The following is a 13,441-nucleotide window of genomic DNA, read 5'->3' on the forward strand; positions in this document are numbered from 1 at the left end:
ATGACGGACACTCAGGCGGCTCCGACCCCGCGGTCGGCACCCGCCCCCGGCCGTGAGCCGCTGCTGAAGGTGGCCGGCCTGACCCGGCACTTCCCGATCCGCGGCGGGCTGCTGCGGCGCCAGACCGGCGCGGTGCGGGCCGTCGACGGCATCGACTTCACCGTCAACGCCGGCGAGACGCTGGGCGTCGTGGGCGAGTCCGGCTGCGGCAAGTCGACCATGGGCCGACTGGTCACCCGGCTCGACGAACCGACCGGCGGGACCATCGAGTTCGAGGGCACCGACATCAGCCACCTGAGCGTCGGGGCGATGCGGCCGCTGCGCCGAGACATCCAGATGATCTTCCAGGACCCGTACTCCTCGCTGAACCCCCGGCACACCGTCGGCACCATCGTCGGCGCGCCGTTCCGGCTCCAGAACGCGGTGCCCGAGGGCGGCCTCAAGAAGGCCGTCCAGGAGCTGCTGGAGCTGTGCGGGCTCAGCCCCGAGCACTACAACCGCTACCCGCACGAGTTCTCCGGCGGCCAGCGCCAGCGCATCGGCATCGCCCGGGCGCTCGCGCTGAAGCCGAAGATGATCATCGCGGACGAGCCGGTCTCCGCCCTGGACGTGTCGATCCAGGCGCAGGTGGTCAACCTGCTGGACGACCTCCAGCAGGAGCTCGGGCTGACCTACCTGATCATCGCGCACGACCTCTCGGTGGTCCGGCACGTCTCGGACCGGGTCGCGGTGATGTACCTCGGCAAGATCGTGGAGATCGCCGACCGGGACTCGCTCTACCGCAGCCCGATGCACCCGTACACCAACGCGCTGATGTCCGCCGTGCCCGTCCCGGACCCGCGCCGCCGCCAGCGCGCGGGCCGCGACCGGATCCTGCTCAAGGGCGACGTCCCCTCGCCGATCAACCCGCCCAGCGGCTGCCGCTTCCGCACCCGGTGCTGGAAGGCGCAGGACGTGTGCGCGAGCCAGGAGCCGCCGCTGGCGGTGCTCGAGACCGGGCACCAGGTGGCGTGCCACTTCCCCGAGAACGCTCCGGGGAACGCTCCGGCCGACGCCAAGGCCTGAGGTCCCCGCACGGACGCGAGAGGCCGCCCGCCCCGGACCCCCGGGGCGGGCGGCCTCTCGCGTACGTGCCTCAGACGCCCGCGGCCGACACCGGTCCGGGCTTCGGCGCCGGTTCGCGCGGGCCCGGGGCGGGGGCCGGGAAGCGGCGGTCCAGCGCCCGGACCACCCGGCGGCCGAGGCGCTGGAACGGGATCTCGACCAGCCGGTACGACAGGTAGGAGAGCACCACGAGCGCCCCCAGGTAGCCGAGGGTGAGCGCGGCCTGCCCCGTCGGCCCGACGATCGGCGGGTAGCCCTGGAGCCTCCAGCCGACGAAGTACATCAGCGGCCCGTGCAGCAGGTAGACCGAGAAGCTGATCGTGCCGAGCCCGCTCAGCCAGCGCGGGAAGCGGCGGCGGCGCAGCAGCATGGCCGCCGCGAACAGGGCCCAGGCGGCCAGGTAGGCGAGGGAGAAGGACTGCCACGAAGGGGTCCAGGTGTGCCAGAGCGCGGTGTCCCGGTTGTACAGGTAGCCGACCGTGACGCCGGCGACGACCACGAAGGCGCAGCAGAGCAGGGCCGGGAGCCGGTCGAGCAGGCCGTGCTCCAGCCGGTACAGCACGGTGCCGGCGAACATCGTCGCGAAGATCAGCATGGTCTCGAAGCCGGTGCTCCGGTTGTTCACCGTGATCAGGACCAGGCCCAGGCCGCCGAGCAGCAGCGCGCCCCAACGGGTCAGGTCCGGACGGGCGGTGGCGATGCACGCCATCGCCATCAGCACCACGATCCCGGCCACCGCCACCAGGTGCCTGGTGGCCGCCAGGTCCACCGAGATCCCGCCGATCGGCAGCCAGGTGCCGAGCACCAGGGCGACGGACGCGAAGCCGACCGCGATCGGCGCGCTGTTCCGGTGCCACCCCCGCACGAACAGCGCGCACACGAAGTAGTAGAAGACCATCTCGTAGGTGAGCGACCACATCACGCCGATGGCGCTGGGCACCCCCACCAGGTCCTGGAGCAGCAGGCCGTTGGCGGCGAGCGACAGCACCGGGTGGTCGAAGGGGAAGCTCTGGACGATCTGGCCGCCGCGGGGCAGCACCAGCAGGCTCGCCACGATCGTGACGGCCACCGCGGGGTAGATGCGGAAGAGCCGCCCGGTCCAGAACGCCCGGACGTCGCCGCGCCGTTCCAGCGACGCCGGGATGATGTACCCGCTGACCAGGAAGAACAGCATCACGCCGAAGAAGCCGAGGTCCAGCTGGCGCGGCACCCGGTCCGCGTGGGGGATCTTGCCGAGCAGTCCGAAGTGGTGCATGGCGACGGCGAGGGCGGCGACGCCGCGCAGCGCGTCGAGCCAGCCGAGCCTGGCGGAGGCGGGCGGTTCCGGCGGCGACTTCGACGGCTCCGGCGGTGACGCCGGGGCCGACCTGGGCTTCACGAGCTTCACAGGCGGAGGCTAGCCGAGCAGGTCCGGCCGGACGGCGCGCAAGCCGTCCGGCACCCTTCCGGCGGTGCGTTCGCATCCGGAGAACGGACGTTCACCGGCACATCCGTGCACATCGGGTACACATGGACGGTGACATCCCAGCTCTTCCCGACCGACGTCCAGCAGTCGCTGGACCTCGTCGGCATCTTCGTCTTCGCCCTCTCCGGGGGCCTGCTCGCCGTCCGCAAGAACATGGACATCTTCGGCATCTGTGTGCTGGCGGAGGTCACCGCCCTCGGCGGCGGCGTGATGCGCGACCTGGTGATCGGCGCGACGCCGGTCGCCGCGTTCACCAACCTCGGCTACTTCGTGACCCCGCTGGGCGCCGCCCTGGTGGTGTTCTTCCTGCACCCGGAGGTCGAGCGGATCAACCGGGCGGTGCAGACCCTGGACGCCCTCGGGCTCGGGCTGTTCTGCGTGACCGGCACCGCCAAGGCCCACGACTTCGGACTCGGCGCCGTCGCCGCGATCGCGCTCGGCATGGTGACCGCGGCCGGCGGCGGCGTGATCCGCGACATACTCGCCGGGGAGATCCCCTCGCTGCTGCGCTGGGACCGGGAGATCTACGCCGTCCCGGCCCTGGTCGGCGCCACCGTCGTCGCCCTGCTGATCGCCACCGACCGGCTCACCGGCGTGACCGGCACCGCCGCCGCGCTCACCGCCTTCGGGCTGCGGATGCTCGCCCTGAAGTACGGCTGGCGTGCCCCGCGGGCCTGGCACCGCAACGGTTCTCGCACCAGCGAGGAGTAGGCGAGCCGCCGTACGCGAGCGAGATCGCCTCGGCCGTGCAGAGCAGTTCCGGCACCATCCTGGCCAGTTCGGCCGGCGGAACCTCGCTCGCCGGGGCGCTCAGCGCGCAGGCCGCGACCGTCCGCCCGCCGCTGCCCGCGACCGGCGCGGCCACGCAGGTCACCGGCTCCCGGTGCTCGCGCGACTCGGCCGCCCAGCCCCGGCGGCGCACCGCCGCCAGCTCGGGCTCCGCGCGGGCGTCGTCCGCGGACAGCCCGGCGAGCAGCACCCGGCCGACCGCCGTCCCGTCGACCGGGGCCCGGCGCCCGATCCGGGACGGCTCCGCGCCCGGCGGCCCGGCCACCTCGTCCAGGTAGAGCACCTCGCCGTCGTGCAGCACGGCGAGCCGGACGGTGTAGCCGCAGCGGGCGTTGAGCGCGGCCAGGTACGGCGCGGCGACCTGCCGGACGTCGAAGTCCTCCAGCGCGCGGTGGGCCAGCGAGAGCACCCGGCCGCCGATCCGGTAGCGCAGGTCCGGCTGGCGGCGGGCGAAGCCGTGCTCCTCCAGGGTGCGCAGCAGCCGCAGGGCGGTGGACTTGTGCACCCCGAGGCTGCTGGCGGCCTGCTCCAGCGAGAGCGGTGCGTCGCCGAGCGCGTCGAGCAGGGTCAGCGCGCGGTCGACCGACTGCGACATGGCGTTCCCCGTGGATCCGGCTGACTGGTGGCGTCAGGCTAACCGCTGGGTGGCTCAGTGGTACAAACCAGTACCGGACGCGGCCGTCCGGCCGTGGTGCGTCCGGCCCGTGCGGGCGGTGGCTGGATCGGTGCCCCGGGCCGGAACCCCGCTCCGTGCGGCGCTCTACAATCGGATGGTTATGCCATACCTGGACCATGCGGCGACCACGCCGATGCTGCCCGAGGCGATCGCCGCGATGACGGCGCACCTGGGGGTGGTCGGCAACGCCTCGGCCCTGCACGCGGCCGGCCGCCGGGCCCGCCGGGTGGTCGAGGAGTCCCGGGAGTCGCTGGCCGAGTCGCTGGGCGCCCGCCCCAGCGAGATCGTGCTCACCGGCGGCGGCACCGAGTCCGACAACCTCGCGGTCAAGGGCCTGTACTGGGCCCGCCGGGACGCCGACCCGGCCCGCACCCGGGTGCTGTGCAGCCCGGTCGAGCACCACGCGGTGCTGGACGCGGTGCACTGGCTCTCCGAGCACGAGGGCGCCGCCGTCGAGTACCTGCCGGTCGACGAGCACGGCCGGGTGCACCCCGAGGCGCTGCGGTCCGCGATCGAACGCGACCCGGCGTCGGTGGCGCTGGTCACCGTGATGTGGGCCAACAACGAGGTCGGCACCGTCCAGCTGGTCCGCGAACTGACCGCCGTGGCGGCCGAGTACGGCATCCCCGTGCACGCCGACGCGGTGCAGGCGCTCGGTCAGGTCCCGGTCTCCTTCGCCGAATCCGGCCTCACCGCGCTCACCGTCACCGGACACAAGATCGGCGGCCCGTTCGGCATCGGCGCGCTGCTGCTCTCCCGGGGCGCCGCGCCCGTACCGCTGCTGCACGGCGGCGGGCAGGAGCGCGACGTGCGCTCCGGCACCCTGGACGCCCCCGGCGCGGCCGGCTTCGCGGCGGCCGCCGCGATCGCCGTCGAACGGCGGGCCGAGCACACCGTTACGCTGGGCGCGCTGCGGGACGAACTGGTGGCCTCGGTGCTGGACGCCGTCCCCGACGCGATCCTCAACGGCGACCCGTCCGCGGCCGGGCGGCTGCCCGCCAACGCGCACTTCTCCTTCCCCGGCTGCGAGGGCGACGCCCTGCTGATGCTGCTGGACGCCCAGGGCATCGAGTGCTCGACCGGCTCCGCCTGCTCCGCCGGGGTGCCGCAACCCAGCCACGTGCTGCTCGCGATGGGCGTCGACCCGCTGCTGGCGCGCGCGTCGCTGCGGTTCTCGCTCGGCCACACCTCGGTGCGGGAGGACGTGACGGCGCTGGCGGCGGCCATCGGGCCGGCGGTGCAGCGGGCGCGCAACGCCGGGCTGGCCTCCGTCCGGCGCTGATCCCGGCCGTGCGGCGCCGTTCCCGGCCGTCCGGCGCTGATCCCGTCTTCCGGGAACAGCCGGGCCACCCCGTACCCTTGTTGCCATCATGACTGACTTCCCGGGTGCCCCGACCACTCCGTCCACCGGCCGTCTGCGCGTGCTCGCGGCGATGTCCGGCGGAGTCGACTCCGCCGTCGCCGCCGCCCGCGCCGTCGAAGCCGGACACGAGGTGACCGGCGTCCACCTGGCGCTGTCCAGCAACCCGCAGTCCTTCCGGACCGGCGCGCGCGGCTGCTGCACCATCGAGGACTCCCGGGACGCCTGGCGGGCGGCCGACGTGATCGGCATCCCCTTCTACGTCTGGGACCTCGCCGAGCGCTTCCGCGAGGACGTCATCGACGACTTCGTCGCCGAGTACGCGGCCGGGCGCACGCCCAACCCGTGCCTGCGCTGCAACGAGAAGATCAAGTTCGCGGCGCTGCTGGACAAGGCCGTCGCCCTCGGCTTCGACGCCGTCTGCACCGGCCACTATGCCCGGATCGTCGACCTGCCCTCCGGCGCGCGCGAACTGCACCGGGCCGTCGACTCCGCCAAGGACCAGTCCTACGTCCTCGGCGTCCTCGACGCCGACCAGCTCGCCCACTCGCTCTTCCCGCTCGGTGACACCACCAAGGAGGAGATCCGGGCCGAGGCCGAGCGCCGCGGCCTGGCCGTCGCCAAGAAGCCCGACAGCCACGACATCTGCTTCATCGCCGACGGCGACACCCAGGGCTTCCTCGCCAAGCACCTCGGCACCGCGCCCGGCGACATCCTCGACGCCGACGGCACCAAGCTCGGCGAGCACGACGGCGCGTACGGCTTCACCATCGGCCAGCGCAAGGGCCTGCGGATCGGCCGCCCGGCCGCCGACGGCAAGCCGCGCTACGTCCTGGACATCTCCCCGGTGAACAACACCGTGACGGTCGGCCCGGTCGAGGGCCTCGACGTCACCGGGCTGACCGCCATCCGCCCCCGCTGGTGCGGCACCGAGCCCCTCGCCGACGGGCGCTACACCGCCCAGCTCCGCGCCCACGGCGAGGAGGTGCCGGTGAGCGCCTCGGTCGTCGACGGCGAACTGCGGGTGCGGCTGGACACCCCGGTGCGCGGCATCGCCCCCGGCCAGGCCGTGGTCCTCTACGACGGCACCCGCGTCGTCGGCTCCGCCACCATCGCCACCACCGAGCGCCCGGCCGTCACCGCCTGAGCGGCAGCGGCCGGCGGCCGGGCCTCCTGTCCACGCAGAGGCCCGGCTGGATCCCGGTGTCGGCAGGCCGACCGGCAGCGGGTGAGATGTCGGCCCGGTCGGCCATAGTGGACGGCATGACCTTCTACGAGCAGCACCGCGAGTTCATCGAGGAGCTGGAGCGGATCACCCCGGAAGGCGTCCGGATCGAATGGTCCGGAGACACGCTGATCATGCAGGCGTCGCCGTCCAACATCCATCAGCTCAACGTGGCCCAGGTGCGCAGGCAGTTCGAGCAGCACGCTCCTGACGGCTACCTTCCCAGCGAGCGGAGCGAGATCGTCAGCCCGGACGTCTCCAAGGGGCGTGAGCCGGACCTGACCTACCTCCCCCTCGACGTCCTCTCCCAGCCGGGTAACAAAGCCCCTGCCGCCGAAGCCCTGATCGCCGTGGAGATCGTCTCGCCGTCCAACCCGGGCAACGACTGGATGGACAAGCTGCACGACTACGCCGTGATGCGCATCCCGCTGTACCTGATCGTGGACCCGCGCCAGCAGACGGTGACGCTGTTCTCCGAGCCGAACCACGACCGCTACCACACCCGCAGCGACCGGAAGTTCGGCGACGCGATCACCATCCCGGAGCCCTTCGGCTTCAGCCTGAGCCTGTCGAAGCTCGTGCCGTACACCGAGTAATGGCGGTGAGCGGTGGGCAGGGGGCGTGATAGACCAGACGACACTATGAATATCTCTGTCTTCTGCTCCGCGTACTCGCTCGACGACCGCTACTCCGCCCCCGCCGCCGAGTTCGCCCGGCTCCTGGGGGAGGGCGGGCACACCCTGGTGTGGGGCGGCTCGAACGCCGGGCTGATGGGGCTGCTCGCCGACGAGGTGAAGGCGGCCGGCGGCCGACTGGTCGGCGTGATGGTCGAGATGCTGCGGCACAAGGCGTACGTCGGCGCCGACGAGCTGGTGTGGACCGCCGACCTCCCCGAGCGGAAGGCGGAGCTGGCGGCCCGGGCCGACGCGATCGTCGTCCTGGTGGGCGGGCTGGGCACCCTGGACGAGGTGACCGAGGTGCTGGAGCTCAAGAAGCACGGGATGTTCGACAAGCCGGTGGTCGTGCTGGACACCGAGGGCTTCTACTCCGGCCTGCGCACCCAGATGGAGCGGATGGACGCCGAGGGCTTCCTGCCGCGCCCGCTCGCCGAGCTGATCACCTTCGCGGACACCCCCGCCGAGGTCTTCGCCCAGCTCAAGGCCTGAGAGGATCGGGTCCATGGCTGCACATCTGATCACCGGCGCCGGCTCCGGCATCGGCGCCGTCCTCGCCGAGCGACTCGCCGAGCGCGGGGACGAGCTCTGGCTGCTCGCCCGCGACGCCCGCCGGGCCGCCGAGCTGCGCGAGCGCTTCCCCGGGGCCCGCACCCTCGTCGGGGACCTCGGCGACCCGGGCAAGCTCTCCTGGGCCTTCGGCCACCAGCAGCTGCCCGTCGAGCTCGACTCCCTCCTGCACGTCGCGGGCGTCGTCGAGCTCGGCCCGGTCGGTGACCTGACCCCCAAGGCCTGGCAGGAGACGCTCAACGTCAACCTCGTCGCCCCCGCCGAGCTGACCCGCCTCCTGCTGCCGTCGATCCGGCTGGTCAAGGGCCATGTGCTCTTCGTGAACTCCGGCGCCGGCCTGAACGCCCACGCCGAGTGGTCGGCGTACGCGGCCAGCAAGCACGGCCTCAAGGCGCTCGCCGACGCGCTGCGCCACGAGGAGCACGCCAACGGCGTCCGGGTCACCTCCGTCTACCCCGGCCGCACCGCCACCGCGATGCAGGTCAAGGTGCACCAGCAGGAGGGCAAGGAGTACGACGCCGACCGCTGGATCGAGCCGGAGTCCGTCGCCAAGGCGGTCCTCGCCGCCCTCGACGCCTCCCGCGACGCGGAGATCACCGACATCACCGTCCGCCCGGGGCGCTGACGCGCCGCGCGGGACACCGGCAACGGCCGACGCCCCGCGCGCCCACCGGAGTTCGACACCACGTCCGCGTGCCCGACGGCCCCGGCACCGAGCCCTCCGCTCGGCGCCGGGGCCGTTCGCGCGGGGGTGCGGCGGCCTGCGGATTTGTCGTTGGCGCGCCCCCACCGGTTGTGGAATGATCCGCTCCGCCCTCCAGTCGATCAAGGACGGACCAACGGAGGGTAAAGGCGTCATTCGCGCTTCAAAGTGCCCAGGGGGGTTCCCATTTCCAGATTCCGTACGGCCCTCGCCGCCGGTGTGACGCTGCTCGGGGCGGTCGGTCTGCCGGCCGTCTCCGCGGGCGGCGCGGCCGCGGCCGACAGCACGCTCCACGTCAACAACGCCGCGGGTGCGCACTGCACCGACGGCGGCACGGGCGCCCAGTCGGCGCCGTTCTGCACCATCGGCGCGGCCGCGGCCGTCGTCCGGCCGGGGCAGACGGTGGACATCGCCGACGGGGCGTACCCCGAGGACCTGACCGTCACGAAGTCGGGCACGGCCGAGGCGCCGATCACCTTCCGGGCGACGAAGAACGAGAACAGCCCGGGCGGCGGTGCCCGCATCGGCGGGTGGAACCAGCAGACCAACGGTTTCCTCGTCACGGGCGCCCAGCACGTCCGCTTCGAGAACCTGACGTTCGACGCGGGCTACCTGAAGCCGTCGATCGTGGTGAGCGGCGCCCGGGACGTGGTGTTCGACAACACCTCCGTCCTCGGCGGCACCGGTGTCCGGATCACCGGCGCGTCCGACAAGGTGGTGTTCGGACGCGGCAGCATCGGCTCGGCGGGGCCGGGGATCACCGTCGACGGCGGTTCCACCGGAACCGTTCTGACCACCAACGTGGTGCAGCCCAACTCCGGCTACAACTCGACCGGCATCGTGGTGCAGGACTCGCCGGACACCGTCGTGGTGAGCAACTCGCTGAACACGAACTGCTTCGGCGGGATCGTGCTGGACGGCACCTCGACCGGTGCGGTGGTCGAGAACAACGTGGTGAACACGGCGGCCAACCTGGAGAAGTCCTGCGGGGCCAAGGCCACCGGCGCCACCGGGATCACCGTCGCGGTGAACTCCGTCCCGGGCCTCAAGGCCGACTACAACGTGGTCGACTCGCGCAGCGACGCCGCGGCCTACCACTGGGGCGGCGTCCCGTACGCCGTCCAGCAGGCGTTCACCGCCGCCACCGGCCAGGGCGCGCACGACTTCTTCGCCCCGTCGTGGGTCCAGAAGGGGCCGAACGCGCCGCTGGACGTCACCGTCGACTCGGCGGACGAGAACGCCCCGGGCATGCTGCCGACCGACCGCGGCGGCTGGGCCCCGGCGGACGACGTGACGGTCCCCAACACCGGTACGGGCAGCGGCATCCGCGACCGCGGTGCCTACGAGATGCTCGACATCGGCAGCGCGTTCACCCCGGCCGGTCCGACCCGGCTGCTGGACACCCGGGCGCCGATCGGCGTCCCGTCGGCCCAGGCGGTTCCGGCCTGGGGCACCGTCGACCTCCAGGTGACCGGTGTCGCGGGCGTTCCGGCGGAGGGCGTGACGGCCGTGACGCTGAACGTGACGGTGACCGAGCCGGGCGCCGACGGCCACCTGACCGTCTACCCGCACGGTGACGCCGCGCCGAACTCGTCGAACCTGAACTGGGTCGCCGGCCGGACGATCCCGAACCTGGTGACCGTTCCGGTGACGGACGGGAAGGTGTCGTTCTACAACGCCTCCGGCGGCACGGTGCACCTGATCGCGGACCTCGCCGGCTACTACGGCACCAAGGGTTCGCTGTTCCACGCCCAGGGCCCGACGCGGCTGCTGGACACCCGGGCGCCGATCGGCGTCCCGTCGGCCCAGGCGGTCCCGGCCTGGGGCACCGTGGACCTGCCGGTCACCGCCGTCGCGGGCGTCCCGGCGGCCGGTGTCACCGCCGTCACGATGAACGTGACGGTCACCGACCCGGAGCAGGACGGGCACCTGACCGTCTACCCGCACGGCGGCAAGGCGCCGGACGCCTCCAACCTCAACTGGACGGCCGGGCGCACGATCCCGAACCTGGTGACGGTGCCGGTGAAGGACGGCAAGGTCTCGTTCTACAACGCCTCCGGCGGCACCGTGCACCTGATCGCCGACCTCGCCGGCTACTACAGCGCCGAGGGCAAGGTCAGCTACCGCCCGGCCGGCCCGTACCGGCTCCTCGACACCCGCCAGGACGCCAACTGGGACTCGGAGGCCCGCCCCGCGGGCACCGTCCCGGCCTGGGGCACGGTGGAGATCCCGGTCGGCGAGATCCCCAACGTCACCGCGCTGACCCTGAACGTGACGGTCACCGAGCCGGGCACCGACGGGCACCTGACCGTCTACCCGCACGGTGACGCGGCGCCGAACGCCTCGAACCTGAACTTCCTGCCCGGCGAGACCATCCCCAACCAGGTGGTCGTCCCGGTCAAGGACGGCAGGGTCTCGTTCTACAACGCGAGCGGTGCTCCGCTGCACCTGATCGTCGACCTGTTCGGCTACCAGGCGTACTGACCCGTACGCGCACCCGCGCCCGCCCCGACGGCCCCGGAGCCGAGCCCCCGCGCTCGACTCCGGGGCCGTTCGCGTGCGGTGCGGTGGCCTGCGGATTTGTCGTTGGCGCGGCCCCTTCCGCTGTGGAATGATCCGCTCCGCCCTCCAGCCGATCAGTTCAGGACACAGGGGGGCCGGAAAGCGTCATCAGCGCTGCACAATGCCCAGGGGGATCCCATTTCCAGACTCCGTACGGCCCTCGCCGCCGGCGTGACGCTGCTCGGGGCGGTCGGTCTGCCGGCCGTCGTCGCGAGCGGCGCGGCCGCGGCGGGCGGCACGCTCTACGTCGACAACGCCGCGGGTGCGAACTGCACCGACAGCGGCAGCGGCGCCCAGTCGGCGCCGTTCTGCCACGTCGCGGCCGCCGCGGCGGTCGTCCAGCCGGGGCAGACCGTCGAGATCGCGGCCGGGTCCTACGTCGACACCGCGGTGACCGTGACCCGCTCCGGCACCGCCGACGCCCCGATCACCTTCCGCAGCCAGGCCCAGCAGTACTCGTCGGGCGGCGTCGCCTCGCTCAGCGGCGGGGCGCCGAACCGCCCGGACAGCGCCATCGTGGTCAAGGGCGCCGACCACCTGCGCTTCGAGAACCTGACGGTGCTGAGCAACCAGCGTCCGGCCGTCGTGGTCGACGGCGGGCACGACGTCTCCTTCACGAACATCGCGGCCTCGGGCGGCGGCGTCCGGATCACCGACGCCTCCGACAAGGTCACCTGGGCCCGCGGCGACTTCAGCTACGCGCCCGGCCCGCTGCTCCAGGTCGACGGCGGCTCCACCGGGACCGTCCTGACCACCAACGTGGTCCAGGCCAACTACGTGTCCGACATGACCGGGATCCTGGTCAAGGACGCGCCGAACACCGTCGTGGTGGCCAACACCGTCACCTCGTCCTGCTTCGCCGGGATCGTGCTGGACGGCGGCTCGACCGGCGCGGTGGTCGAGAACAACGTGGTGAACACCGCGAAGAACCAGAACGCGGCCTGCGCCACCCCGGCCGCCGCCACCGGGATCACCGTCGGGGCGAACGCCACCGCGGGCACCAAGGTCGACTACAACCTGATCGACCCGCGCAGCGGCGGCGCGCCCTACAGCTGGGCCGGCGCCCCCTTCGGCACCCAGGACCAGCTCACCGCGAACACCGGCCAGGGCGTGCACGACTTCGTCGCCCTGACCTACGTGCCGAAGGGCCCGGACGCCCCGGTCGACCACCGGATCGACTCGGCGGACGAGACCGCCCCGGGCATGCTGCCGACCGACCGCGGCGGCCAGGCCCCGGTGGACGACCCGACGGTCGCCAACACCGGTACGGGCAGCGGCTTCCGCGACCGCGGTGCCTACGAGATGCTCGACATCGGCAGCGCCTTCACCCCGGCCGGTCCGACCCGGCTGCTGGACACCCGTCAGCCGATCGGCGTGCCGACGGCGCAGCCCGTCCCGGCCTGGGGCACCGTCGACCTCCAGGTGGCCGGCGTGGCCGGGGTCCCGGCGACCGGTGTCACCGCCGTGACGATGAACGTGACGGTCACCGACCCGCGGGAGGCCGGGCACCTCACCGTGTACCCGCACGGTGACGCGGCGCCCAACTCGTCGAACCTGAACTGGGTCGCCGGGCGGACGATCCCGAACCTGGTCACGGTTCCGGTGACGGACGGGAAGGTGTCGTTCTACAACGCCTCCGGCGGCACGGTGCAGCTGATCGCCGACCTGGCGGGCTACTACAGCCCCAAGGGTTCGCTGTTCCACGCCCAGGGCCCGACCCGGCTGCTGGACACCCGGGCGCCGATCGGCGTCCCGGCGGCGCAGGCGGTTCCGGCCGGGGGCACCGTCGACCTCCCGGTGGCCGGTGTGGCCGGGGTTCCGGCGTCGGGCGTGACGGCGGTGACGATGAACGTGACGGTGACCGAGCCGCAGACCGACGGCCACCTCACCGTCTTCCCGCACGGTGACAAGGCACCGAACGCGTCGAACCTCAACTGGACGGCCGGGCGGACGATTCCGAACCTGGTGACGGTGCCGGTGAAGGACGGCAAGGTGTCCTTCCAGAACGTCTCCGGCGGTACCGTGCACCTGATCGCCGACCTGGCCGGCTACTACGCCACCGAGGGCAAGGTCAGCTACCGCCCGGCCGGCCCGATCCGGGTCCTCGACACCCGCCAGGACACCTACTGGGAGTCGGGCGTCCGCCCGGCGGCCACCGTCCCGGCCTGGGGCACGGTGGACGTCCCGGTCGGCGAGATCCCGAACGCCGCTGCGGTGACCCTGAACGTGACGGTCACCGAGCCGGGCACCGACGGGCACCTGACCGTCTACCCGCACGGTGACGCGGCGCCGAACGCCTCGAACCTGAACTTC

General features: G+C 72.8%; 11 protein-coding genes. 9 read left to right on the top strand and 2 right to left on the bottom strand.

From position 1 onward, the window contains the following. On the top strand, positions 1-1,065 hold the full coding sequence (locus tag ACFY4B_RS16100) for an ABC transporter ATP-binding protein (RefSeq protein ID WP_049649103.1): 1,065 nt from the start codon (positions 1-3) through the stop codon (positions 1,063-1,065). 70 nt (positions 1,066-1,135) lie between these two features. On the opposite strand, the gene ACFY4B_RS16105 is transcribed toward ACFY4B_RS16100, so the two are convergent. Then, positions 1,136-2,491 carry an acyltransferase family protein gene (locus ACFY4B_RS16105; RefSeq protein ID WP_387968338.1) on the bottom strand — a complete coding sequence of 452 codons (1,356 nt, stop codon included), beginning with the start codon at positions 2,489-2,491 and terminating at the stop codon, positions 1,136-1,138. A 129-nt stretch (positions 2,492-2,620) separates the two neighbouring features. On the opposite strand from ACFY4B_RS16105, the gene ACFY4B_RS16110 reads away from it, so the two are divergent. Beyond that, a complete protein-coding gene (locus tag ACFY4B_RS16110; RefSeq protein WP_049660599.1) occupies positions 2,621-3,280 on the top strand; it encodes a trimeric intracellular cation channel family protein in 660 nt (219 codons plus the stop codon). On the opposite strand, the gene ACFY4B_RS16115 is transcribed toward ACFY4B_RS16110, so the two are convergent. Then, entirely contained in the window at positions 3,186-3,953 is a 768-nt protein-coding gene (locus tag ACFY4B_RS16115) for an IclR family transcriptional regulator (protein ID WP_074001489.1), read from the bottom strand. The genes ACFY4B_RS16110 and ACFY4B_RS16115 overlap by 95 nt on opposite strands. A 181-nt stretch (positions 3,954-4,134) precedes the next feature. Between ACFY4B_RS16115 and ACFY4B_RS16120 the strand changes: the two genes are divergently transcribed. The 7 genes from ACFY4B_RS16120 to ACFY4B_RS16150 form a co-directional block, all read left to right on the top strand. Beyond that, the gene (locus ACFY4B_RS16120) at positions 4,135-5,316 is read left to right on the top strand and encodes a cysteine desulfurase family protein (protein WP_387968340.1); all 1,182 of its coding nucleotides are present in this window, start codon (positions 4,135-4,137) and stop codon (positions 5,314-5,316) included. Between the two features lie 88 nt (positions 5,317-5,404). After that, positions 5,405-6,541, top strand: a complete 1,137-nt coding sequence (gene mnmA, locus ACFY4B_RS16125) for a tRNA 2-thiouridine(34) synthase MnmA (protein ID WP_049658857.1) — start codon at positions 5,405-5,407, stop codon at positions 6,539-6,541. Between the two features lie 116 nt (positions 6,542-6,657). Continuing rightward, a complete protein-coding gene (locus ACFY4B_RS16130) occupies positions 6,658-7,215 on the top strand; it encodes a Uma2 family endonuclease (protein WP_049658858.1) in 558 nt (185 codons plus the stop codon). A 45-nt stretch (positions 7,216-7,260) separates the two neighbouring features. Beyond that, positions 7,261-7,785, top strand: coding sequence for a TIGR00730 family Rossman fold protein (locus ACFY4B_RS16135; RefSeq protein ID WP_074001491.1), 525 nt, complete (start codon positions 7,261-7,263; stop codon positions 7,783-7,785). Positions 7,786-7,798: 13 nt separating this feature from the next. Continuing rightward, the gene (locus tag ACFY4B_RS16140) at positions 7,799-8,488 is read left to right on the top strand and encodes an SDR family oxidoreductase (protein ID WP_049658860.1); all 690 of its coding nucleotides are present in this window, start codon (positions 7,799-7,801) and stop codon (positions 8,486-8,488) included. Between the two features lie 297 nt (positions 8,489-8,785). Next, entirely contained in the window at positions 8,786-11,050 is a 2,265-nt protein-coding gene (locus ACFY4B_RS16145) for a right-handed parallel beta-helix repeat-containing protein (protein ID WP_387968343.1), read from the top strand. Between the two features lie 249 nt (positions 11,051-11,299). Continuing rightward, the coding region (locus tag ACFY4B_RS16150; protein WP_387968345.1) for a right-handed parallel beta-helix repeat-containing protein at positions 11,300-13,441 on the top strand (2,142 nt) is incomplete at its 3' end.

The sequence above is a fragment of the Kitasatospora sp. NPDC001261 genome, from assembly GCF_042896795.1.
In the GTDB taxonomy this organism is placed as follows: Bacteria; Actinomycetota; Actinomycetes; order Streptomycetales; family Streptomycetaceae; genus Kitasatospora.